The sequence below is a fragment of the Rhizobium sp. SRDI943 genome (assembly GCF_057653695.1).
This window is the reverse complement of sequence record NZ_CM172787.1, coordinates 4,429,104-4,452,759: the sequence shown is the minus strand read 5'-3', so window position 1 is coordinate 4,452,759 and position 23,656 is coordinate 4,429,104. Positions and strand designations below refer to the sequence as shown.

The 23,656-nt window shown below is 60.9% G+C and carries 25 protein-coding genes; 17 read left to right on the top strand and 8 right to left on the bottom strand.

Features of this window, described 5'->3' with window-relative positions; genetic code table 11:
* Positions 1-83: 83 nt before the first annotated feature.
* The 5 genes from AC245Y_RS22240 to hslV all read right to left on the bottom strand — a co-directional run bounded on the left by AC245Y_RS22240 (position 84) and on the right by hslV (position 5,010).
* Positions 84-1,496: a cytochrome P450 gene (locus AC245Y_RS22240; protein WP_017995613.1), complete on the bottom strand. Its 1,413-nt coding sequence runs from the start codon at positions 1,494-1,496 to the stop codon at positions 84-86.
* A 48-nt stretch (positions 1,497-1,544) separates the two neighbouring features.
* Entirely contained in the window at positions 1,545-2,492 is a 948-nt protein-coding gene (locus AC245Y_RS22235; protein WP_017995612.1) for a DUF1402 family protein, read from the bottom strand.
* A 187-nt stretch (positions 2,493-2,679) separates the two neighbouring features.
* A complete protein-coding gene (gene hslU / locus AC245Y_RS22230; RefSeq protein ID WP_017995611.1) occupies positions 2,680-3,987 on the bottom strand; it encodes an ATP-dependent protease ATPase subunit HslU in 1,308 nt (435 codons plus the stop codon).
* Positions 3,984-4,496: a GNAT family N-acetyltransferase gene (locus tag AC245Y_RS22225; protein WP_017995610.1), complete on the bottom strand. Its 513-nt coding sequence runs from the start codon at positions 4,494-4,496 to the stop codon at positions 3,984-3,986. The genes hslU and AC245Y_RS22225 overlap by 4 nt, the downstream gene beginning before the upstream one ends.
* Positions 4,483-5,010, bottom strand: coding sequence for an ATP-dependent protease subunit HslV (hslV, locus tag AC245Y_RS22220; RefSeq protein WP_012759582.1), 528 nt, complete (start codon positions 5,008-5,010; stop codon positions 4,483-4,485). The genes AC245Y_RS22225 and hslV overlap by 14 nt, the downstream gene beginning before the upstream one ends.
* Positions 5,011-5,166: 156 nt before the next feature.
* Here hslV and hisB point away from each other — a divergent pair, with 156 nt between their 5' ends.
* The 9 genes from hisB (at position 5,167) to coaA (ending at position 10,675) form a co-directional block, all read left to right on the top strand.
* On the top strand, positions 5,167-5,775 hold the full coding sequence (hisB, locus tag AC245Y_RS22215; protein WP_003544176.1) for an imidazoleglycerol-phosphate dehydratase HisB: 609 nt from the start codon (positions 5,167-5,169) through the stop codon (positions 5,773-5,775).
* A 22-nt stretch (positions 5,776-5,797) separates the two neighbouring features.
* Positions 5,798-6,283, top strand: coding sequence for a DUF2628 domain-containing protein (locus AC245Y_RS22210; protein ID WP_012759581.1), 486 nt, complete (start codon positions 5,798-5,800; stop codon positions 6,281-6,283).
* A gap of 2 nt (positions 6,284-6,285) precedes the next feature.
* Entirely contained in the window at positions 6,286-6,936 is a 651-nt protein-coding gene (hisH, locus tag AC245Y_RS22205) for an imidazole glycerol phosphate synthase subunit HisH (protein WP_012759580.1), read from the top strand.
* A 127-nt stretch (positions 6,937-7,063) separates the two neighbouring features.
* Complete coding sequence (locus AC245Y_RS22200; protein ID WP_012759579.1) at positions 7,064-7,246, top strand: hypothetical protein; 183 nt, start codon at positions 7,064-7,066, stop codon at positions 7,244-7,246.
* Positions 7,243-7,800, top strand: coding sequence for a hypothetical protein (locus tag AC245Y_RS22195; RefSeq protein ID WP_012759578.1), 558 nt, complete (start codon positions 7,243-7,245; stop codon positions 7,798-7,800). Before AC245Y_RS22200 ends, AC245Y_RS22195 begins: the two co-directional genes overlap by 4 nt.
* A 6-nt stretch (positions 7,801-7,806) precedes the next feature.
* Entirely contained in the window at positions 7,807-8,553 is a 747-nt protein-coding gene (gene hisA, locus AC245Y_RS22190; protein WP_017995609.1) for a 1-(5-phosphoribosyl)-5-[(5-phosphoribosylamino)methylideneamino]imidazole-4-carboxamide isomerase, read from the top strand.
* Positions 8,554-9,342, top strand: a complete 789-nt coding sequence (hisF, locus tag AC245Y_RS22185) for an imidazole glycerol phosphate synthase subunit HisF (protein WP_012759576.1) — start codon at positions 8,554-8,556, stop codon at positions 9,340-9,342.
* Between the two features lie 17 nt (positions 9,343-9,359).
* Positions 9,360-9,683 (top strand): phosphoribosyl-ATP diphosphatase, encoded by a 324-nt coding sequence (locus AC245Y_RS22180; RefSeq protein WP_017995608.1) that lies wholly within the window; start codon positions 9,360-9,362, stop codon positions 9,681-9,683.
* Complete coding sequence (coaA, locus tag AC245Y_RS22175; protein ID WP_012759574.1) at positions 9,680-10,675, top strand: type I pantothenate kinase; 996 nt, start codon at positions 9,680-9,682, stop codon at positions 10,673-10,675. Before AC245Y_RS22180 ends, coaA begins: the two co-directional genes overlap by 4 nt.
* A 6-nt stretch (positions 10,676-10,681) precedes the next feature.
* On the opposite strand, the gene AC245Y_RS22170 is transcribed toward coaA, so the two are convergent.
* From AC245Y_RS22170 to AC245Y_RS22160, 3 genes are all read right to left on the bottom strand, one after another.
* Positions 10,682-11,293: an alpha-ketoglutarate-dependent dioxygenase AlkB family protein gene (locus tag AC245Y_RS22170; protein WP_017995607.1), complete on the bottom strand. Its 612-nt coding sequence runs from the start codon at positions 11,291-11,293 to the stop codon at positions 10,682-10,684.
* A 1-nt stretch (position 11,294) separates the two neighbouring features.
* A complete protein-coding gene (arfB, locus tag AC245Y_RS22165; protein ID WP_011649864.1) occupies positions 11,295-11,738 on the bottom strand; it encodes an alternative ribosome rescue aminoacyl-tRNA hydrolase ArfB in 444 nt (147 codons plus the stop codon).
* A 108-nt stretch (positions 11,739-11,846) separates the two neighbouring features.
* The gene (locus tag AC245Y_RS22160; protein WP_012759572.1) at positions 11,847-13,457 is read right to left on the bottom strand and encodes a phosphoenolpyruvate carboxykinase; all 1,611 of its coding nucleotides are present in this window, start codon (positions 13,455-13,457) and stop codon (positions 11,847-11,849) included.
* A 337-nt stretch (positions 13,458-13,794) separates the two neighbouring features.
* Here AC245Y_RS22160 and AC245Y_RS22155 point away from each other — a divergent pair, with 337 nt between their 5' ends.
* The 8 genes from AC245Y_RS22155 (at position 13,795) to AC245Y_RS22120 (ending at position 23,651) form a co-directional block, all read left to right on the top strand.
* Positions 13,795-14,529: a response regulator transcription factor gene (locus AC245Y_RS22155; RefSeq protein ID WP_197725694.1), complete on the top strand. Its 735-nt coding sequence runs from the start codon at positions 13,795-13,797 to the stop codon at positions 14,527-14,529.
* Positions 14,530-14,714: 185 nt separating this feature from the next.
* Positions 14,715-16,505, top strand: coding sequence for a sensor histidine kinase (locus AC245Y_RS22150; RefSeq protein WP_012759570.1), 1,791 nt, complete (start codon positions 14,715-14,717; stop codon positions 16,503-16,505).
* On the top strand, positions 16,502-16,954 hold the full coding sequence (locus AC245Y_RS22145) for an HPr kinase/phosphorylase (RefSeq protein WP_012759569.1): 453 nt from the start codon (positions 16,502-16,504) through the stop codon (positions 16,952-16,954). Before AC245Y_RS22150 ends, AC245Y_RS22145 begins: the two co-directional genes overlap by 4 nt.
* Before the next feature lie 150 nt (positions 16,955-17,104).
* Positions 17,105-17,506 carry a PTS sugar transporter subunit IIA gene (locus AC245Y_RS22140; RefSeq protein ID WP_003544139.1) on the top strand — a complete coding sequence of 134 codons (402 nt, stop codon included), beginning with the start codon at positions 17,105-17,107 and terminating at the stop codon, positions 17,504-17,506.
* Positions 17,507-17,515: 9 nt separating this feature from the next.
* The gene (locus AC245Y_RS22135; RefSeq protein WP_003544133.1) at positions 17,516-17,791 is read left to right on the top strand and encodes an HPr family phosphocarrier protein; all 276 of its coding nucleotides are present in this window, start codon (positions 17,516-17,518) and stop codon (positions 17,789-17,791) included.
* 156 nt (positions 17,792-17,947) lie between these two features.
* Complete coding sequence (gene ahcY, locus AC245Y_RS22130) at positions 17,948-19,348, top strand: adenosylhomocysteinase (RefSeq protein WP_017995606.1); 1,401 nt, start codon at positions 17,948-17,950, stop codon at positions 19,346-19,348.
* A 203-nt stretch (positions 19,349-19,551) separates the two neighbouring features.
* The gene (locus tag AC245Y_RS22125) at positions 19,552-22,137 is read left to right on the top strand and encodes a sensor histidine kinase (RefSeq protein ID WP_017995605.1); all 2,586 of its coding nucleotides are present in this window, start codon (positions 19,552-19,554) and stop codon (positions 22,135-22,137) included.
* Positions 22,134-23,651 carry a bifunctional tRNA (adenosine(37)-N6)-threonylcarbamoyltransferase complex ATPase subunit type 1 TsaE/phosphotransferase gene (locus AC245Y_RS22120; protein ID WP_017995604.1) on the top strand — a complete coding sequence of 506 codons (1,518 nt, stop codon included), beginning with the start codon at positions 22,134-22,136 and terminating at the stop codon, positions 23,649-23,651. The genes AC245Y_RS22125 and AC245Y_RS22120 overlap by 4 nt, the downstream gene beginning before the upstream one ends.
* Positions 23,652-23,656: the final 5 nt, after the last annotated feature.

The following is a 23,656-nucleotide window of genomic DNA, read 5'->3' as shown; positions in this document are numbered from 1 at the left end:
ACATTCTCCCTGGCAACGACTTTTGAATGCTGCCACTTTGCCCGGCTTTCATTCATAGTCAATTCTGCAATAATTCGAAAGATTTATGCCTTCGTGGAAATTATGCGCGGGGTCACGCGCATCGGCAATCCGTTCTGTGGCTGCGTCGTCAGCTTCTGCACCGGCCAGGGGTTGGTCTGATCGGTGGAATCGAAGCGATAACGATGCATCAGGACAGCAAGCGCGATCACTGCCTCCTGAAGTGCAAAGGTTGCGCCGATGCAGACACGCGGGCCAGCGCCGAAAGGCAGGAACTGAAAGCGGCCGATAGAGCCGCGATTTTCCGGCAGGAAGCGTTCGGGCATATAGGCGCGCGGCCTGTCCCAGTGAAGTTCGTGGCGATGCAGCGTCCAGGGCATGACGAGCACCGTGACACCGGCCTCAAGCTCGACCCGCTCGCCCTTGGGGCTTGTCCAGGAATCATCCGATATAGCGGCGCGATTGATCGATGGCGCCGGCGGATAGAGGCGTAAAGCCTCTTCGAAGGCGGCGCGCGTCTGCGGCATCATATCCAGCCATTCCACAGGTTTGGCCCCAGTGGCGAGCACCGCGTCGATTTCTTCTTCCATCGCCTCGCGGATATGCGGGCTGTTCGATACGCAATACAGCGTCCAGGCCAATGCCCGGGCTGTGGTCTCATGTCCCGCGCCGATGAAGGTCAGGATATTGTCTTCGATCTCTTCCTTGGTCAGCCCGTCCGGGCCGGCCTGCTCCAGGAGCAGGGTCAGGAAATCCTCGGGCGCGCTGCTGCGGTCTGCCTTCATCTTTGCAAGCCGCATATCCATCGTGTTGCGCACGATGGCTCGGAACTTCTCCAGCACTTTCTGACCGCCGATGCGTGTCACACGTGGAACCCAGGAGGGTGCGCGCATCAGATCCATCGGATCGACGCGGCCCATGCGATGCAGGAGTTCATTGACGTCGTCGGCGAAATGGCCGCTCGATGTGACGATTTCGCCGGAGAACAATGTGTCAGCCAGAATCGCGAAGGTCAGCTCGGTCATATCGGTGCTGATATCGAAAATTGCGCCTGCCTCGCCGGAGCCCTCATATTTGCGGGCATAGTCTTCGGACTGGCGCAGCATCTGCCCGGCGAAGCCTTGGGCATGGCGGGGCGTGAAAATAGGCGCCACCGCCTTGCGCGATCTTTTCCAGACGGGACCTTCGGCGGTCAGAAGGCCGTCGCGGAGGATCGGACGCAGGACGAGCTGGCGCACATCCGACATGCGGTAATTATTGGCATTATCAACAAGCACGTGCTTGATCAGGCCGGGATCATTGACGATCAGCGTCCTTTGGCCGAAGAAATTGGTGCGGATCCAGGGCAGCGTATAGGACGGCTCGCCCCATAGCTCGAGCGGATTGCGCAGGATGATGCGAATGATTTCCAGCCGGCTCGGCGGCACGGTACGCGGCAGCGGTGCTGGCGGGACGAAGGGGTCCGGACGCATGTCCATCGTAAAAGCCTTTCGGGGAAGATCTAGGCCTTCCCGGCAAGCTTGAAGCTAGAGCAGGCCCTTAAGTTCGTCCAGCTTGTCGTTGATCAGCCAGCCGTAATAATTCTCTTCCGGCCAGATGGTCGTACCGGCGCCGCGGTTCTTCGCAGCAAGGGCTGCGGCGCGCTGGCGCGAATTGCCCACATTATAAAGCGTTGCCGTCAGGCCGGGATTGCCCGAGATATCCATGCCGGCGATCTCCTTGTAATCGTCGATCGACCTGCGGATCGAGGCCGCGACGAAGGCGAGCGAGATATCGGGATCCATGATGGCCTTGTAGACGGCGCCGGCATTCTTCTCGTTCAGCTTCGGATAGCCGGACACTCGGGACACGAGATCGGAGAGCATCAGCGCCGTCAGCGGATTGACCTGGCCGAGGCCGAAGGTTTGACCGGCATAGAAGGGCTGGAAGAAGACTGCGCTGAAGCGGTTGTTGGGAAAGCTCGTACCACCCACCGTCTTGCCGCGGAAATCGGTTTCCCAGACATCTTCGCGGCAGGACCAGAGCGTGTAGGAATCGCTCTTGCCCTTGCATTCGGCAAATTGCGGCCGCGCCACGAATTCGTCGACGTTTTCGCCGTCATAGGCGAAGCGGAAGCTTTCTCCGGCGTAGGAGGCAGCCTTGACATAATAGGCCTGCAGCCGGTCGTAGGCGTCGACATTATAGGTGTGTTCGCCGACGATCGCGCCGACGACATGAATGGGATTGATGCCGTAGGCGCTGGAGATCTTGCGGATCTTGCTCATCAGCTCGCGATCGGTCGCCAGAAGCTCATGAACCTTTTCGTATTTCAGATCGAAGCTGCTCTTGGTGCCCTTGGTGCGCCTGATGGAAGCGCCCGGAATATCGGGCTGCTCGGCGTGACGATTGCCGGCCGGCACCGTCTGCATTGCGAAGGCAGGCGCCGAATTCAGCAGGGCGACGGCAATCATAAGGCTTGTTAAAAGGCGTCGCACGATCCGTTATCCCGTCCGTTCCATCGTCCTGTTTGTGATGCGGCTGCCTGGACCAGAATCTTGGCCGAATAAAGCCGAGCGAAAACAAAACGGGCCTTCACTAGAAAGTAAAAGGCCCGTTGTCGAGAGTCGCGTTCGTTACAATCCGTCATTCATGCCGGGAAAGACATGAAGCGGTGCACCGATATCACAGAATGAAGCGCGAGAGATCGGTATTCTGCGCGAGATCTCCGACATGTTCGCGCACATAGGCGGCATCGATCGTTACGGCCGTCCCGCCCCGATCCGGTGCGTTGTAGGAAATTTCGTCGAGCACTCGCTCCATGACCGTCTGCAGACGGCGTGCGCCGATGTTTTCGACGGAGGAGTTCAAGTGCACGGCGACATCGGCAAGCGCGTCGATCGCGTCGTCGGTGAATTCGAGGCTCAGGCTTTCCGTCTCCATCAGAGCGCGATACTGGCGGATGAGGCTCGCTTCCGTCTCGGTCAGAATCCGGCGGAAATCATCCTTGTTCAGCGCACGCAATTCGACACGGATCGGCAGGCGGCCCTGCAGTTCCGGCAGAAGATCCGAGGGCTTGGAGACATGGAAGGCGCCGGAGGCGATGAACAGGATATGGTCCGTCTTGACCGGCCCGTATTTGGTCGAAACCGTCGTGCCTTCGACGAGCGGCAAGAGGTCGCGCTGGACGCCTTCGCGTGAAACCCCGGCGCCCATGCCACCGTCGCGGGCGGCGATCTTGTCGATTTCGTCGAGGAAGACGATACCGTCATTCTCGGTGGAGCGAACGGCTTCGCGCTGGATCACTTCGTTGTCGATCAGCTTGTCGGATTCGTCGAGGATCAAGTCGCCATAGGAGGCCTTGACTGTGGTGCGGACCTTCTTGGTGCGGCCGCCCATCGCCTTGCCGAACATTTCCGACAGGTTCAGCACGCCGATATTGGCGCCCGGCATGCCGGGAATTTCGAAGCCACCCATGCCGGAACCGGCATCGGCGACCTCGATATCGATTTCCTTGTCGTCGAGCTCGCCGTCCCGGAGCTTCTTTCGGAAGTTTTCGCGCGTGGCAGGCGATGCCGTGGTGCCGACCAGCGCATCGAGAACACGCTCCTCGGCGCTCACATGCGCCTTGGCCTGCACCTCGGCCCGCTTCTTCTCGCGCACCAGGCCGATGCCGACCTCGACCAGGTCACGGATGATCTGCTCGACATCGCGGCCGACATAGCCGACTTCGGTGAATTTGGTGGCTTCCACTTTGATGAAGGGCGCACCGGCGAGTTTTGCCAGGCGGCGGGAGATTTCCGTCTTGCCGACGCCGGTCGGGCCAATCATCAGGATGTTCTTCGGCATGACCTCGTCGCGCAGGCTCGGATCGAGCTGCTGGCGGCGCCAGCGATTGCGCAGCGCAATCGCAACGGCGCGCTTGGCATCATGCTGGCCAATGATGTAGCGATCGAGCTCGGAAACAATCTCGCGGGGGGAAAAAGTGGTCATTGTGTATCATTCTCCTGGCGGTCCAGGGCCATCAACAGCGCCCGGCCGTATTTCGTCGTTGTTTCGCCAAGTCCTTGAAAGCCCGCCTTGGTATAGGCTCTGATTGCGAATGCATTGTCAGGATGCGGATCGACCAGGATCCGCTGCGCGCCCTTTGCAAAGAGCATATCGCAGAACCCTATCACAAAGGCCGGTCCATGACCCTTGCCCGCGAGTTCCTCGATGCCGATGAACTGGTCGATGCCGTAGGTGCCCTTCGGCTGACCGGCGAGCGCTTCATCGTCCTCGTCGTCGAGATCGGCCGCCTGGATAAAGGCGAAGTCCTTTCCATTCAGCGTGACGATGAAACACGAGACGGAGACCGCATCGATATGCTTTTCCATCGAAGCCAGCGCCTTGGCCGGATCGCTCCACCAGCGCCTGACATGCCGGCTTTCCAGCCATTTGGCGAGGAGCAGCAGGTCAACCGCGGCAAGCGGCCGGAAGGCATAGGGTTCAGCCTTCGGCATCCAGCGATTCCACCACGACGTTGTGGTTCGTGTAGACGCAGATGTCGGCGGCGATATCGAGGGCGCGGCGGGCGATCTCCTCGGCTGATTTGTCGGTATCCATGAGTGCGAGGGCGGCCGCGAGGGCAAAATTGCCGCCGGAACCGATCGCCGTCGTGCCATGCTCCGGCTCCAGAACGTCACCATTGCCGGTGATCGCCAGCGTGATCGACTTGTCGGCGACGAGCATCATGGCTTCGAGATTGCGCAGGTATTTGTCGGTGCGCCAGTCCTTGGCGAGCTCGACGGCGGCGCGCATCAGCTGACCAGGATATTGCTCCAGCTTCTTTTCGAGCCTTTCGAGCAAGGTGAAGGCATCGGCGGTGGCGCCGGCAAAACCGGCGATGACTTCGCCCTTGCCGATGCGGCGCACCTTGCGGGCATTGCCCTTCATGACGGTCTGGCCGAGGCTCACTTGGCCGTCGCCCGCCATCACCACCTTGCCGCCTTTTCGAACTGTAATGATTGTTGTCATAAAACACCTGTCTGCCGGGCCGCATGCCGGCCCTGTTGAGCCCTATGTAAGTGGGCCGGAGCGGATTGCAAATGGGCCGGCTTTTCTCTTGCCCGGCTTCTGGATATTTCCCGATGCGCCTGATAAGGAACGGCCTTATTCCCGATGGAGGGCCATATGGCCGAGACCGCAGCAAGCCGCACGGGCAGCGTTTCCCGCAAGACCAACGAAACCTCGATTTCCGTTTCCGTCAATCTCGACGGCACCGGCAAATCGACGATCTCGACGGGCGTCGGCTTCTTCGACCACATGCTCGACCAGCTTTCGCGACATTCCCTCATCGACATGGAGATCGATGCCAAGGGCGACCTGCATATCGACGACCATCATACGGTCGAAGATACCGGCATCGCCATCGGCCAGGCGATCTCCAAGGCACTCGGCGACCGGCGTGGCATCACCCGCTACGCTTCGATCGATCTCGCCATGGACGAGACGATGACCAAGGCTGCGGTCGATCTTTCCGGCCGGCCGTTCCTCGTCTGGAATGTCGCCTTCAGCGCTCCGAAGATCGGCACTTTCGATACCGAGCTCGTTCGCGAGTTCTTCCATGCGCTCGCCCAGAATGCCGGCATAACCTTGCATATTCTCAACCATTATGGCGCCAACAATCACCATATTGCCGAGACATGCTTCAAGGCCGTTGCGCGTGCACTGCGCACGGCGACAGAGATCGATCCGAGACAGGCGGGCCGTGTTCCCTCGACCAAGGGCACGCTCGTCTGAGCCCTTCAAGGGAGCGGCGGCAATGACATCCAGCTATATCTTTCTGACAGCGCCCGGCAGCGCGAACGCGACGGCCGATGAGACGCGAACCATCCGTGATGGCTTCACGTTGCTCGGCTTCTTGTTTCCATGGGTCTGGCTGCTGGCGCATCGGCTTTGGCTGCATGCGGCCGCCGCCTTTCTGCTACAGGGGATTGGCGGTGCACTGATGGACGAACCGGGCCTCGGGCCGGCGGGAACGGCAATCCTGCTGGGCGTGAATATTCTGGTCGGTCTCGAGGGCCAGAATTTCCGTGTCCGCAACCTTGCTGCCAAGGGCTGGAACGAAGACTCGCTCATTGCCGCGGATACGATCGGCGTTGCCGAGCAGATCTATTTTTCGGACCGGGCGGTCATCGCCGCTAGTGACGACGCCGCGGCACCGGACTGGCAGAACAAGGCCCGTCCGATGGGCCCGCACGGCGATGCAACATCGCTTGGTCTCTTTGGTTTTGATGGAGGACGCTGACGATGCGCGTCGCGATTATCGACTATGGCTCCGGTAACCTGCGCTCGGCGACCAAGGCTTTCGAGCGTGCCGCCCACGAAGCTGGCATCGATGCCCATATCGATCTTACCGACAGGGCGGAGGATGTTGCCGCGGCCGATCGTATCGTGCTTCCCGGTGTCGGCGCCTATGCCGATTGCCGGCGCGGCCTCGATACCGTGCCTGGGATGGCCGAGGTGTTGATCGAGGCTGTCGAGAAGAAGGCGCGGCCGTTCCTCGGTATCTGCGTCGGCATGCAGCTCATGTCCTCGCGCGGCCTCGAGAAGACCGTGACGCGCGGTTTCGGCTGGATTCCCGGCAATGTCGTCGAGATGACGCCGGATGATCCCGCCCTCAAGATCCCGCAGATCGGCTGGAACACGCTCGACCTGAAGTGCCAACATCCGCTCTTCGAAGGAATTCCGACGGGGTCGCAGGGACTGCACGCCTATTTCGTGCATTCCTACCATCTTGCCGCCGTAAACGCCGAGGATGTTATTGCGACGGCGGACTATGGCGGTCCGATGACCGCTTTCGTCGGGCGCGACAACATGGCCGGAGCACAGTTTCACCCGGAAAAGAGCCAGAAGCTCGGCCTGGCCCTGATCGCCAATTTCCTGCGCTGGAACCCGTAGAGCATTGTTCACCCAATTCCGGAGACAAAACCGCTACACAGTTTTGCTGGAATTGCTCCAAGGGCTGGCTTTTAATACAGCCGCCTTATTTCCCTTGTATGGAAACGGCGGAACAGGAGTGAGCTCGATGCCGGCTTCACGGAAATCAGCCAAGGTGTTCTACACGTTGCGGCCCTCCAGGGAAGGCTTGCCCCCCTTTACCGATATCAAGCTTCCCGGCGGCACGATCATCCGCCGCGTCGACGAAGCCATCCATAGGAAAGCGCTTTCCAACGCAGCCAAGGCGCTGAAAGAAAGGCTGGACCGATGATCCATGAATCTTTCCCCGCAAACGACGGTCCGAGCCGGCGGCAAAACGGCGTCAGCGCCGGCGACATCGCCGAGGCCGTGCTGGAATTCTATATCGAAGGTGAGGACGATCTGATCGGCCTGCTCGCCTACGCACTCTACGAGCGGCAAAAGCGCGATTTCGTTCTCAGCCATCGCAAGCGGAACGCCGGCCGTTCGCCCGATGAGGCCGAGCTTGCCGCCGTCAACAGCAATTATCTCTCGACCGACCTGCGCAATACGCTGCGCGACCGCGCCTCGCAGATCCTTTCGAGTTATGCCGAAACCTATGTCGAGGCGATGGAGCCGCAGATCCGACTGACCGCCGTCAACAGCGATGCGTTGCGCCAGGTGCGAAACATCGAGAAATCGATCAAGAGGCGCCTGGGCTTCTGGCGTCAGGTCCGGGCCGGCTTTGCCGTCACCCTGCTGCTGCTTCTGCTCTTCGGCGCGGCTACCATTGCCGCTGTCTTTTTCCGCTCGGATATCGTAGATGCGTGGAATGCGCTGATGGTACCGACCAGTTTACGGACGTAAGACGAGATGATCCTTTTTCCCGCGATCGACCTGAAAGGCGGCCAATGCGTTCGCCTGAAGCTCGGCAACATGCAACAGGCAACGGTCTACAACACCGACCCGGCCGCCCAGGCGAGATCCTTCGAAGATCAGGGTTTCGAATGGCTGCATGTGGTCGATCTCGACGGCGCCTTTGCGGGACATTCGGCCAATGGCGATGCCGTCGAAGCGATCTTGAAGGCAACTGACAATCCCGTACAGCTCGGCGGCGGCATTCGCACGCTCGATCATATCGAGGCCTGGCTGTCGCGCGGGCTGCGGCGCGTCATTCTCGGCACCGTCGCGGTCAGAAATCCGGCGCTGGTGATCGAGGCCTGCCGGAAATTTCCTGGTCATGTCGCCGTCGGCATCGATGCCAAGGGCGGCAAGGTGGCCGTCGAGGGTTGGGCGGAGGCCTCCGAACTCGGTATCATTGAACTCGCCAAGAAATTCGAGGGCGCCGGCGTCGCCGCGATCATCTACACCGATATCGACCGTGACGGCATCCTGGCCGGCATCAACTGGACTTCGACGCTGGAACTTGCCGACGCCGTTTCCATTCCCGTCATCGCCTCGGGCGGCCTTGCCTCTCTCGACGATATCCGCCGCATGCTGGAGCCGGATGCTCGGAAGCTGGAAGGGGCGATTTCAGGCCGTGCGCTTTATGACGGCCGTATCGATCCCAAGGAAGCGCTGGCGCTGATCAAGGCGGCCCGGACCAAGGAGACCGTGTAAATGACCCTCAAGGCCCGTGTCATTCCCTGCCTCGACGTCAAGGACGGCCGCGTCGTCAAGGGCGTCAACTTTCTCAATCTCGTCGATGCCGGCGATCCCGTCGAAGCCGCGAAGGCTTATGACGCGGCCGGCGCCGACGAACTCTGCTTCCTCGACATAACCGCTTCCTCGGACAATCGCGAGACGATCTTCGATGTCGTATCGCGCACCGCCGACCAATGCTTCATGCCGCTGACGGTCGGCGGCGGGGTGCGTACCATCGCCGATATCCGCAAGCTGTTGCTGTGCGGTGCCGACAAGGTCTCGATCAATTCGGCAGCGGTCAGCAATCCCGACTTCGTCACCGAGGCGGCCGACAAGTTCGGCGACCAATGCATCGTTGTTTCGATCGATGCCAAGCGCCGAAGAACGCAGGCGGTCGGCGGCGACAATCTCAGCGCCTGGGAGATCTATACCCATGGCGGCCGCAACGCGACCGGCATCGATGCCGTCGAATTCGCCCAGAAAATGGTGGCGCGCGGCGCCGGCGAGCTGCTGGTCACCTCGATGGACCGCGATGGCACCAAGGTCGGCTACGATCTGGAGCTGACGCGGGCGATCGCCGATGCGGTGCGTGTGCCGGTCATCGCCTCCGGCGGCGTCGGCGATCTCGACGATCTCGTCGCCGGGGTGAAGGAGGGGCATGCCAATGCCGTTCTCGCCGCGTCGATCTTCCACTTCGGAACCTATTCCGTCAGCGAGGCGAAGCACTATATGTCGAAGTGCGGCATCGCCATGCGTCTCGACTGAACCTTGAAAGCAGACCTATGAGCGGATTTTCCCTTTCCGATCTCGAGAGCATCGTCGAAGAGCGATCGAAAGCCTCGCCGGAGCAATCCTGGACAGCCAAGCTCGTGGCTGCCGGTCAGCCGAAAGCGGCAAAGAAGCTCGGCGAAGAGGCGATCGAAGCCGTGATGGCGGCGGTGACCGGCGACCGCGACAACCTGACCTACGAGGCCGCCGATGTGCTCTATCACCTATTGGTCGTATTGAAGATTGCTGAAATACCGTTAGAGAATGTCATGGCCGAGCTCGAGCGCAGAACCGCGCAGTCCGGCCTCAAGGAAAAGGCCAGCCGGCAGAGTTCATGAGTATCGCGACTGAGATTATCGGGGTGCCGGAAACATTGGATCACTTCCAGTCGGAATCCTATTCGCCCTACCACTTCTTCTCTTCCGAACAATGGGCGAAATTCCGCGCCGATACGCCGTTGACGCTGACGAGCGACGAGGTCAAACGGCTGCGTTCGATGGGCGATCCGATTGATCTCGACGAGGTCCGGCGCATCTATCTTTCGCTGTCGCGGCTGCTCTCGGCACATGTCGAATCCTCGCAGATGCTGTTTGAACAGCGCAACCGCTTCCTCAGCCTGTCTGATGTGACGAAGACACCCTTCGTCATCGGCATCGCCGGCTCGGTCGCTGTGGGCAAATCGACCACCGCCCGTATCCTCAAGGAGCTCTTGGGGCGCTGGCCTTCCAGCCCGAAGGTCGATCTCGTCACCACCGACGGTTTCCTCCACCCCAACGCCGTGCTGCAGCGGGAAAAGCTGATGCAGCGCAAGGGTTTTCCGGAAAGCTACGACACGGCTGCGATCCTGCGTTTCCTCTCGGCGATCAAGGCCGGGCGACCGGATGTGAAGGCGCCCAGCTATTCTCACCTCGTCTACGACGTGCTGCCGGATGAATACAAGATCGTCGACCGGCCCGACATCCTGATCTTCGAAGGCATCAACGTGCTGCAGTCGCGCGACTTGCCGGCCGGCGGCAGGATCGTGCCGATGGTCTCCGACTTCTTCGACTTCTCGATCTATATCGATGCCGCCGAAGACGAGATCCATAACTGGTATGTCACGCGCTTCATGCGGCTGCGCGAGACCGCCTTCCGCGATCCGAATTCCTATTTCCATCGCTATGCCTCGATCAGCGACGCGGAAGCGCTTGATATCGCCGAGGATCTTTGGGCAAACATCAACCTGAAGAACTTGCGCCAGAACATTCTGCCGACGCGTCCGCGCGCCGATCTCATCCTGAAAAAGGGCAAGGATCACCTGATCGAACAGGTTGCGCTGCGAAAACTATAGCAGGCTCTAGGGATTGACGCGGCGGAGCGTCAGATTGATGCGGCCGCCATTCTTCAGCAGCGTCGAAGTCGCCGGATGGATACGGTCGACGCCATGGAAGCACAGCCTCCCCTCGCCGCCCAGTACGACCAGGTCACCGCTCGAAAGCTTGAAAGATAGCGTGCGATCATTTCGGCTGAGGCCGCCGACGCGAAAGAGGCAGCTGTTGCCGAGCGAGATCGAGACGACAGGCGCCTTGAAGTCCTGTTCGTCCTTGTCCTGATGCAAGCCCATGCGCGCTTCGTCGGAGTAGAAATTGACGAGGCAGGCTTCCGGCGGCCTGTCGTACCCTGAAATGTCATTCCAGATATCGAGCAATTGCTGCGGCATATCAGGCCAGGGTCTGCCGGTTGCTGGGTGTGTCGGCTGGTAGCGATAGCCGTGCTCTTTGTCCGTCACCCAGCCGAGCGGCCCGCAATTGGTCATGCGCACGGACATCGGCTTGCCGGTGCCGGGCATGGCGGGCACATAAAGCGGCGCTTCGGCGACGACGGTGCGGATCGCCTCGACCAATGCCTCCTGACGCGCTCGATCGAGGTAACCGGGGAGATGGCGGATGCCGCTCAAGAGCTCCGGCATATCACTCACCGCTGCCGCCGCCGGGGCGGCCGCGCATTTTCTTGACTTCCGAGCGACCGGACTTTTCCTTCAGGCGGCGTTCGACCGAACCCTTGGTCGGCCTGGTCTTCTTGCGTGGCGGCGGCGGCGGCTTGGCGGCCTCGAGGATCAATTCCTTCAGCCGGTCGCGCGCATCCTCGCGGTTGCGGTCCTGGCTGCGAAACCGGCTCGCCTCGATCATCAGCACGCCATCCTTCGACAACCGCCGACCGGCGAGCTTGATCGCATTGGTTTTGACACGATCATTGAGGGACGGCGAATTCGCGATGTTGAAGAACAGCTGGACAGCGGTCGAGACCTTGTTGACATTCTGCCCACCGGGACCGCCCGCCAGAACGAACTGTTCCGTCAGTTCCCATCCGGCGATGGTGATCCTGTCATCGATATAGAGTGCGTCGCTGGCCATGCGGCGTTCTATCTCACATCGGCGGCGAATTGAAAATATCGGCTGTGACATGGAAAACCCGGCGATCTTGCGATGCCGGGTTTCACGTGAGTCAGAGGTTTGATCTACTTATTCGGCAGCGAGCTTTATGCCGGGGGCCGCATCACGGACGCCGCCGTCGACGTGGTCCTCGAACTTGGCGAAGTTCGCAATGAACATCGAGACCAGCTTTTCGGCCTGCGCGTCGTAGGCTGCCTTGTCGGCCCAGGTCGAGCGCGGATCGAGAATGCTGCCGTCGACGCCGTCGACGGAGACCGGCACGGCGAAGCCGAAGTTCGTGTCAGCACGGAATTCCGCCTGTCCAAGTTCACCGCTAAGGGCAGCAGCGAGAAGCGCACGCGTCGCCTTGATCGGCATGCGCTTGCCGGTGCCATAGGCGCCGCCGGTCCAGCCGGTATTGACAAGCCAGCATTGGACGTCATGACGACCAATCAGCTCCTTGAGCAGATTGCCATATTCGGCCGGGTGCCGCGGCATGAAAGGAGCGCCGAAGCAGGTGGAGAAGGTCGCTTCCGGCTCGACGACACCCTTTTCGGTGCCAGCCACCTTGGCGGTGTAGCCGGAGAGGAAGTGATACATCGCCTGATCCGGCGTCAATCGGGCGATCGGCGGCATGACGCCAAACGCATCGGCAGTCAGCATGATGATCGTTTTCGGATGCCCGGCGCGGCCTGTTTCCGAAGCGTTCGGGATGAAATCCATCGGATAGGCGCAACGGGTGTTCTCGGTCAGCGACCCGTCGTCGAAATCCGGCTCGCGGCTTTCGTTCAGCACGACGTTTTCCAGCACGGTGCCGAAACGCTGTGTCGTCGCATAGATTTCCGGCTCGGCTTCGGCCGAGAGGCGGATGGTCTTGGCGTAGCAGCCGCCTTCGAAGTTGAAGATGCCGTTTTCGCTCCAGCCGTGTTCGTCATCGCCGATCAGCGTCCGGGCCGGATCGGCCGAAAGCGTCGTCTTGCCGGTGCCGGAAAGGCCGAAGAAGACCGCCACGTCACCATCCGGGCCGACATTGGCCGAGCAGTGCATCGGCATCACGCCCTTGGCCGGCAGCAGGTAGTTGAGCACGGTGAAGACCGATTTCTTCATTTCGCCGGCATAGGAGGTGCCGCCGATGAGGACGAGACCGTTGGTGAGATCGCAGGCGATCACCGTTTCCGAACGGCAGCCGTGGCGGGCCGGATCGGCCTTGAAGCTCGGCAGATCGATGATAGTCAGCTTCGGCACGAAGCTGGACAGCGCTGCGGTATCAGGGCGGATCAGCAGATTACGGATGAACAGCGAATGCCAGGCGAATTCGGTCACGACGCGGGTCGGCAAGGCATGGCCTTCCTCGGCGCCGCCGACGAGATCCTGGACAAAAAGCTCCTTGCCCGCGGCATGCGCCAGCATATCGTCGCGCAGCACGGCGAAATGCTCCGGCGAGATCGGCTTGTTGTTGTCCCACCAGATTTCGCCATCGGTATTGATATCGCGAACGACGAACTTGTCGCGCGGCGAACGGCCAGTGTGCTGGCCGGTGAGAGCCCGCAGTGCGCCCTGAGCGGTCAGTTCGGCTTCGCCCCGGCGGATCGCTTCTTCATAGAGCGCGGCGGCGGAAAAGTTGTAGCGAACGCTGGATGCGCCGCCCAATCCAACCGTTGCCAGCTCTATTGCCGGGTTATGAACTCCGAACATTTCCATGGCTAGTTCCCTTCACTCAGGCTCGTTGCCGTTAAAACTAATCGCGAAAATACGGGCAGAAATTTTAAAACACAAGATGGAAAAGCTGAGAAAATGCAGTGATATCAAACAATTAATCGATTTAAATTTATCGTTCTAATTTTAAATCGTTTGAATAGGTCGCGTTTAGACCATCGGAAGCACCACCTAAGATTGCCAGCGAATTTTACGGCAATCCTCCCCTTTATCTTTGCCACAATTTGTTCCACCTTTATCCTCCATAAGCGCATCCGGTCACTGAGACCGCCTGGGGAGAGCAAATCCGGGAGATTGCGCACTGATGACGGAGACCAACACCATGCCGACAATCGCGCTCGTTGATGACGACCGCAACATCCTCACCTCGGTGTCGATCGCACTGGAGGCTGAAGGATATAAGGTCGAGACGTATACGGACGGTGCTTCGGCGCTCGACGGCCTGCTGGCGCGACCGCCGCAGCTGGCGATCTTCGACATCAAGATGCCGCGCATGGACGGCATGGAACTGCTGCGCCGCCTGCGGCAGAAGTCGGACATTCCCGTCATCTTCCTCACCTCCAAGGATGAGGAGATCGATGAACTCTTCGGCCTGAAGATGGGCGCCGACGATTTCATCACCAAACCGTTTTCGCAGCGTCTGCTGGTGGAGCGCGTGCGCGCCGTCCTGCGCCGCGCGTCAAGCCGCGAAGCCGCTGCTGCCGGCACCAGCCCCACCGGCGCCCCGAAGACCGGCGCGGTCCAGCAGGCCCGCTCGCTGGAGCGCGGGCAGCTGGTCATGGACCAGGAACGCCACACCTGCACCTGGAAGGGTGAGGCAGTGACGCTGACGGTGACCGAATTCCTGATCCTGCATTCGCTGGCGCAGCGCCCCGGCGTCGTCAAAAGCCGCGACGCGCTGATGGACGCAGCCTATGACGAACAGGTCTATGTCGACGACCGGACCATCGACAGCCACATCAAGCGGCTGCGCAAGAAATTCAAGATGGTCGACAACGACTTTGATATGATTGAAACACTCTACGGAGTGGGATACCGCTTCCGCGAAGCAGCCTGAGCCCCGAGCGGCGCAGCGCGCTCCTGCATAATTTCCTAAATCGGCATCGATTTAAGGATTAAATTATGCAGCAGTTCAAAATGTCACAGCGTCCTTTGCGCGTCTGAAAAGACGCGCGGCGCTGTCGGAAATGTTGAGGGCTGCGGGCCGGTCCATCCGGCCCCGCCCTTCGAAAGGGCCTGTCATTGGCACAGTTGGTGCAGGAAAGGGATCTGGACGATGCGGAGGGCGTGAGCACCCGTCGCGTCCGAGGCCGCCGTTGGTCGCATCCCTTCACCCTGATCCGCCGGATCTTCGGCAATGCCGTCTTTTCGAGCCTGACACGGCGCATCCTGTTCTTCAATCTCGTTGCGCTGGTGGTGCTCGTCGGCGGCATCCTCTACCTTAACCAGTTCCGCGAGGGATTGATCGACGCCCGCGCCGAAAGCCTGCTGACGCAGGGCGAAATCATCGCCGGCGCCGTTTCGGCCTCCGCGTCGGTCGATACGAACTCGATTACCATCGATCCGCAGAAGCTGCTCGAGCTGCAGGCCGGCCAGAGCATCACCCCGGTGCCGAACGATGAGGACCTTGAATTCCCGATCGATCCCGAAAAGGTCGCGCCGGTCCTGCGCCGGCTGATCTCTCCGACGCGCACGCGCGCCCGTATCTTCGATGCCGATGCCAACCTGCTGCTCGATTCGCGCCATCTCTATTCGCGCGGCCAGGTGCTGCGCTTCGACCTGCCGCCGGTGGAGGAAGAGAAACAGACCTGGAGCGAGTGGTTCGCCACCCTGTTCAACAAGGCGCTGCAGCCCGGCAATCTGCCGCTCTATAAGGAAGCGCCGGGTGGCGACGGCTCGATCTATCCCGAAGTGATGAACGCGCTCACCGGCGTGCGCGGCGCGGTCGTGCGCACCACCGAAAAAGGTGAACTCATCGTTTCCGTCGCCGTGCCGATCCAGCGCTTCCGCGCCGTGCTCGGCGTTTTGCTACTATCGACGCAGGCGGGCGACATCGACAATATCGTCCATGCCGAACGGCTTGCCATCATGCGCGTCTTCGGCGTGGCGACACTCGTCAACGTGTTGCTTTCACTGGTGCTGTCATCGACCATCGCCAATCCGCTGCGCCGTCTTTCGGCAGCGGCCATCCGCGTCCGCCGCGGCGCCAAGACGCGCGAAGAGATCCCCGACTTCTCTGCCCGCCAGGATGAAATCGGCAACCTTTCCATCGCATTGCGCGAGATGACGACGGCGCTCTACGACCGCATCGATTCGATCGAGAGTTTCGCGGCCGATGTCAGCCACGAGCTGAAGAACCCGCTCACCTCGCTGCGCAGCGCCGTCGAAACGCTGCCGCTTGCCAAATCCGACGATTCCAAGAAGCGGCTGATGGACGTCATCCAGCACGATGTCCGCCGCCTCGACCGGCTGATCAGCGATATCTCCGACGCCTCCCGTCTCGACGCCGAACTCGCACGCGTCGATGCCGGCTCCGTCGACATGGAGGTGCTGCTGCGCGACCTCATCGAGGTTTCGCGCCAGGTCAGGAGCACCAAGAAGCAGGTGGAAATCGAATATGCGATCGAACGCAAGCCGAACGTCAAGACGCGCTTCGTCATCAACGGCCACGATCTACGCATCGGCCAGATCATCGCCAACCTGATCGAGAATGCCCGCTCTTTCGTGCCGGAAAAGGGCGGCAAGATTATCGTGCGGCTGGTGCGGACGCGTTCGCGCTGCGTCACCACGATCGAAGACAACGGCCCCGGCATCCAGGCGGAAAATATCGACCGCATCTTCGAGCGCTTCTATACGGACCGACCGGAGGCGGAAGGCTTCGGCCAAAATTCGGGGCTCGGCCTTTCGATCAGCCGGCAGATCGCCGAGGCGCATGGCGGGTCGCTGAGAGCCGAAAACATCACCGATGCCGAGAGCGGGCATGTGCTCGGCGCGCGCTTCATCCTCTCTTTGCCAGTCGGCGCCGCAGCATGACCGAGGCAGCCTTCAACATCCATGCGACGGCGATCGTCGTCGGCAAGACGGGGCTGTTGTTCAGCGGCCCCTCCGGCTGGGGAAAATCGATGCTGGCCTTCACCTGCATGACCGAGGCGCGCCGCCTCGGACTGTTCACGGCGCTGGTCGCCGACGACCAGGTTCTTCTCTCAGCGGAGGCCGGCGCGGTGATCGCCACGTGCCCGGCGTCGATCACCGGGCTGATCGAGCTTCGCGGCACCGGCATCGTTCATCAGGACCATATTCCCAAGGCGACCATGCATTATGCCGTGCTTCCAGGCAGCGCTACCGGTGAAAACCGGGTGCCTCCCGAGGGCGAAATGGTGAGCCTTGTCGCCGATTTTTCGCTCCCCGCATTGCGGTTGCTCACAGGCGTCTGCTCACCCCTTGCGATCCTGATGGCAAAAGTGCCGGATATCGGGCGCTGAGGTCTTCCGGATTGGTCAATCTGCCTTATATATTCGCATTTTTATCTTGCACTTCGGCTTTTCATAGCCAAGATGTGCCCCCACCGGTGGACGTAATTGCTGCATTGCGATATTGGGTCCACCGTTTGCGTCTATGGGAGCAGTAATATCATGATCGGACTTGTGCTTGTCACGCATGGCAAGCTGGCTGAAGAGTTTCGTCATGCTGTCGAGCACGTCGTCGGTCCTCAGAAATTCATCGAGACGGTCTGTATCGGCCCCGAAGACGACATGGACCAGAGACGGCAGGACATTCTGGAAGCGGTTTCCGGTGCCGATGATGGTCATGGCGTGGTCATCCTGACCGACATGTTCGGTGGCACGCCGTCCAATCTCGCCATATCAGTCATGAGCAGCGGCCATACCGAAGTCATTGCCGGCGTCAACCTGCCGATGTTGATCAAACTTGCCGGGGTGCGCGGCGAGAACAACATGGAGAAGGCGCTGGTGGAGGCCTCCGAAGCTGGGCGGAAATATATCAATGTCGCGAGCCGTGTGCTCAGCGGAAAATAACGGGCCTTCATGACATCGCTCTCCCGGGAACTCCTTATCATCAACAAGCGCGGTCTTCACGCGCGCGCTTCCGCCAAATTCGTGCAGATGGTCGAGACCTTCGATGCCGCCATCACCGTTTCCAAGGATGGAATGACGGTCGGCGGAACCTCCATCATGGGCTTGATGATGCTTGCGGCAAGCCCCGGCTCGAGCGTCGTCGTCTCGGCGAGCGGCAGCCAGGCCGAGGAAGCGCTGGAGGCCCTGGACCAGCTGATCCAGAATAGGTTTGGCGAAGAGATGTGAGCTCCGATCGAGCTCATATAAACATATAAAGACTTCTTTATATCCTTATTGCCATCACCGGCGAAGCCTGCTAAACGGCCAACATGCCGTGCGCTTGCACGCGGGTTATTTTCGCGCCTGCGCCAATTTTGAGACGTTTTCAGCCTGGAGGCCTCTATGAGCACTGAAAAAGATTATGTCGTCGCCGATATCGGGCTTGCGGATTTCGGCCGCAAGGAAATTACGATCGCCGAAACCGAAATGCCGGGCCTGATGTCCTGCCGCACCGAATTCGGCCAGACAAAGCCGTTGAAGGGCGCGCGCATCACCGGCTCGCTGCACATGACCATCCAGACGGCCGTGCTCATCGAAACGCTGGTCGCGCTCGGCGCCGAAGTCCGCTGGGCCTCGTGCAACATCTTCTCGACGCAGGATCATGCCGCTGCCGCGATCGCCGCTTCCGGCGTGCCTGTCTTCGCCATCAAGGGTGAGTCGCTCGACGATTACTGGGTCTACACCGACAAGATCTTCCAGTGGGCCGATGGCGGCCTTTCCAACATGATCCTCGATGACGGCGGCGACGCCACCATGTACATCCTGCTCGGCGCCCGCGCCGAAGCCGGCGAGGACGTGCTGTCTCATCCGCATTCCGAAGAAGAGGAAATCCTCTTCGCACAGATCAAGAAGCGCCTTGCCGCTTCGCCTGGCTGGTTCACCAAGCAGCGCGACGCGATCAAGGGCGTCACCGAGGAAACGACGACTGGCGTCAACCGCCTTTACCAGCTCAGCCAGAAGGGCCTGCTGCCCTTCCCGGCGATCAACGTCAACGACTCGGTGACCAAGTCGAAGTTCGACAACAAGTACGGCTGCAAGGAATCGCTGGTCGACGGCATTCGCCGCGGCACCGACGTCATGATGGCCGGCAAGGTTGCCGTCGTCTGCGGATACGGCGACGTCGGCAAGGGTTCTGCCGCTTCGCTCTCCGGCGCCGGCGCCCGCGTCAAGGTGACAGAAGCCGATCCGATCTGCGCATTGCAGGCTGCGATGGACGGTTATGAAGTCGTTCTGCTCGAGGACGTCGTTTCCTCGGCCGATATCTTCATCACCACCACCGGCAACAAGGACGTCATCCGCATCGACCATATGCGGGCGATGAAGGATATGGCGATTGTCGGCAATATCGGTCACTTCGACAACGAAATCGAAGTCGCTGCACTGCGCAATCTCAAGTGGACCAACGTCAAGCCGCAGGTCGACCTGATCGAATTCCCCAAGGGCAACCGCATCATCCTCCTTTCCGAAGGCCGTCTGCTCAACCTCGGCAACGCCACCGGCCATCCGTCCTTCGTGATGTCGGCTTCGTTCACCAACCAGACGCTGGCGCAGATCGAACTCTTCACCAAGCCCGACCAGTATTCCAACCAGGTCTATATCCTGCCGAAGCATCTCGATGAAAAGGTCGCACGCCTGCATCTCGACAAGCTCGGCGTCAAGCTGACTGAGCTTTCTGCGGAACAGGCTGCCTATATCGGCGTCTCGCCGAAGGGGCCGTTCAAGTCCGACCACTACAGATATTGATCTGATCGTTAATATCCACAAGATGTAGAAGCCGCGGCATTGACAAATGCCGCGGCTTATTTTTTGGACGCTCCCTTCCCGCCGATTCCCTTCCGAAGTATTGTTTTAAGACTTGATTCGTGACGCCGGACCCTGTCCGGCCGCTGCGAAAATGGGATGTCTTGTCGTAATGCGGCACATTGAAGGACGGAGACATACCGCGGATGTCGGAAATAAAAAGCAGCCTGCCCGGTCAGGCGGATGATGGCGCACGCGCCCATCGCCGTCCGCTGATGGCAGGTCAAGGATATAAATCTGCAACGGCACACGAGGCCGCAAAGCAAGAGCACGGACCATTGGCGCGCTTCCTGAAAAGCTGCGCGGCCGGCACGGCGCTTGCCGCGCTGGCGCGGCCGGCCCTGGCACAGGCGGAGCAGCAGGCGGCGGCGACGGCTCACCTCTTCACATCCTCGCAAGTGATCGGTGTTTCCGTCGTCATCGGCGTCATATCGGCAGCACTGCTGTCGACGCTGTGGCTCGTGCGTCAGCGCGGCAACCTGGAAAACGAGAGCCGGGAAATCCGCTCGGCGCTCTCCGATGCCCAGCAGCGCATTTCGCAATACCAGGCTCTGATCGCCGACAAGAACCGGCGGATCGTCATCTGGGACGGCAATGCGCGCCCCGAACTGCTCGGCCAGCTTCCGCCTGAGACCGGCGCGCCGCAGGACGGCGAATTCCTGGCCTTCGGCCTGTGGCTGAAGTCACGTTCGGCTTCCGAGCTGGAAAAAGCGATCGACCGGCTGCGCGACGAGGCGCAGAGCTTCGACATGGTGGTCGAAACCATCCGCGACGAAATCCTCGAGGCACAGGGCCGGGTTTCCGGCGGGCGGGCCTTCGTCCGTTTCGTGGCTCTCAACAATCTGCGCGCCGAACTCGCAGAACTCAGGATCGAGCGCGACCGGCTGATGACCTCGATCTCCGCCTTCCAGACCATGCTCGACGCGATCGACATGCCGGCCTGGCAGCGCGATCCGGTGGGTCGCCTCACCTGGGTCAACCAGGCTTATGGCGAGGCGGTCGAAGCGCGATCGCCGCAGCAGGCGATCAATGAAGGCCGCGAGATGCTGACGACCGTGGCGCGCGAACGCATTCGCGCCACGACGACGCCGGAGTCGCCCTTCCACGACAAGATCTCGACGGTCGTGCACGGAAACCGCACATTCTTCGACGTCGTCGACGTCAGGGTTCCCGGCGGCTCGGCCGGCATCGCGATCGATGTGTCCGACATAGAGGCCGTGCGCGCCGAGCTGGAACGGACGCTGAAGAGCCATGCCGAAACGCTCGACCATCTCGCCACGCCTGTTGCCATCTTCGATGGCGACCGCCGGCTGCAATTCTACAACCAGGCCTTCGTCGCGCTCTGGGAGCTGGATATCGCCTTCCTCGAAGGCCGGCCCGACAATAGTGAGCTGCTCGAGCGGCTGCGGGCGGCCAAGAAGCTGCCGGACCAGCTCAACTGGAAAAGTTGGAAGGAAGCCGCACTTTCCGTCTATCGCGCGCTCGACACGCAAACCGATCTCTGGCATCTGCCGAACGGGCAAACGTTGCGCGTCTTTGCGACCGCCCATCCGCAGGGCGGCGCCACCTGGGTGTTCGAAAACCTGACCGAACAGGTCGATCTTGAAACGCGCTACAACACGCTGGTCAAGGTGCAGGGCGAAACGATCGACCATCTTTCCGAAGGTGTGGCGGTGTTCGGTCCTGATGGACGCATCCGCCTTTCGAACCCGGCCTTCCGCGCGCTCTGGGGGATCACCGAAACCGAAGCCAAGCCCGGCACCCATATTCGTGCGCTGGGCGAGGCCTGCGCCCCGTCCTATGACCAGCCGGACGGCTGGAAGACCTTCGCCGAGCTGATCACCAGCTTCGACGACGAACGCCGCTCGGGCCGGGGAACGCTGGAACTCTTCTCCGGCCTGGTGCTCGACTACGCCGTCATCCCGCTGCCGAACGCGCAGACCATGCTGACCTTCGTCAACATGACGGACAGCGTGCGTGCCGAGCGCGCGCTGACCGAGAAAAACGAAGCGTTGCGCAAGGCCGACGAGCTGAAGAACGACTTCGTCCAGCACGTTTCCTATGAACTGCGTTCGCCACTGACCAACATCATCGGCTTCACCGATCTCCTGCGCACCCCGGGCGTCGGGCCGCTTACCGAACGGCAGGCCGAATATATCGACCACATTTCGACCTCGTCCTCGGTTCTGTTGACGCTCGTCAACGATATTCTCGACCTTGCGACCGTCGACGCCGGCATCATGCGCCTCAATTATGCGGATATCGATCTCAACGACCTGCTCGACGACGTCTCGATGCAGATCGCAGATCGCCTGCACGAAAGCGGTGTCGCGCTTGAAATCACCGCTCCTGCCTATCTCGGCTCGATCGTTGCCGATCCGCAGCGGCTGAAGCAGATCCTTCTGAAGCTTCTGTCCAATGCGGCGAATTTCTCGCCCGAAGGTACCTCGATCTCGCTGGAATGCCATCGCGAAGGCACGGATTTCGTCTTCGCCGTCAGCGATCGCGGCCCCGGCATCTCACCCGATATGATCGCGACCGTCTTCGACCGGTTTGCCACGGGGGCGAAAAGCGGCAAACGCGGCGGCGCCGGCCTCGGCCTCTCGATCGTCGACAGCTTCGTCAGTCTGCATCATGGCGATGTGACGATCGACAGCGAGCCGGGCAAGGGCACGACCGTCGTCTGCCGTATCCCCTCGGTCGATGTCCCGCATTCCGCCGCCGCCGAATGACGACCAGCGATGCGATCTCGCTTTTCCTGAAAGACGAGGCGGCTACCATCCGCCTCGGTGAAGACCTGGCGCTGGCGCTGAAGGCCGGCGATTGCCTTGCCCTTTCAGGCGATCTCGGCGCCGGGAAATCCTCGCTCGCCCGGGCGATCCTGCGCGCCATGGCCGATGACGAGGGGCTCGAGGTCCCGAGCCCGACCTTCACGCTGGTGCAATCCTACGATCTGCGCATCGCCGTTTCGCATTTCGATCTCTACCGGCTCGGCGATCCTGCCGAACTGACGGAGCTTGGCTTCGACGAGGCCCTGCAGAACGGTATCTGCCTCGTCGAATGGCCTGAGATGGCGGAGAGCGAACTGCCCGCGGAGCGCATCACCCTGACGCTGGCGCATGAAGGCAGCGGCCGCCGGGCAACGATCGAAGCCGCTGGCGCGCAAAATACACGCATCCGCCGCGTCCTGGCGATCCGCGAGTTCCTTGATACCGCCGGTTACCCCACTGCGAAACGCCGATTTCTGACCGGTGATGCCTCGCTGCGCGCCTATGAGGCGATCTATCCGAAGGCCGGGAACCAGCGCATCATCCTGATGGACTGGCCGCCGCTTGCTGAAGGCCCGCCGGTTCTCGACGGCAAACCCTATCCCAAAGTCGCGCATCTTGCCGAAAACGCTTATCCGTTCGTTGCGATCGCCGATACGCTGCGCAAGGACGGTTTTGCGGCGCCCGAAGTCTACAAGGTGGATTATGATCAAGGTATCCTGCTGATCGAGGATCTCGGCAGCGACGGCGTGCTGGATGCCCACGGACAGCCGGTTATAGAACGCTATCGCGAAAGCGTTGCCTGCCTGGCCAGACTGCACGCCCTGAAATTTCCGCAGGACATCTCCGTTGGAAAGGGCCATGTCCACCATATTCCTGATTTCGGCCGCACGGCGATGAAGATGGAGGTGCGGCTGGTGCTCGACTGGCACCTGCCCTGGAAGCGCCAGGGTGCACCTGCAACGGACGCCGAACGCGCGGATTATCTAGCGATCTGGGATGCGCTCATCGACGAGCTCGCAACGGCCGAGAAGAACCTACTGCTGCGCGACTTCCACTCGCCAAATATCATCTGGAGACCGCATGCGAAGGGCGTCGAACGGATCGGCCTCATCGATTTCCAGGACGCGATGATCGGCCCGACGGCTTATGACCTCGCCTCGATCGTCCAGGATGCGCGCGTAACGATCGAGCCGGACCTCTTCCGGCAGCTGATGGATGATTATCTGGGGCTTCGCCGCGCGCAGGGCGGTTTCGACGAAGCCGGATTTATGAAGGCCTGGGCGATCATGTCGGCGCAGCGCAACTGCAAGCTTGCGGGTCTTTGGGTGCGCTTGTTGCAGCGCGACGGCAAGCCGGGCTATCTGAAACACATGCCGCGCACGCTCGCCTATCTGAACGTCGCGCTCGAGCATGAAACGCTTGCCCCCTTGCGCGATTGGTGCGCAAGGGCTGGAATAGGCCAGAGCGAATCATAAGTTCC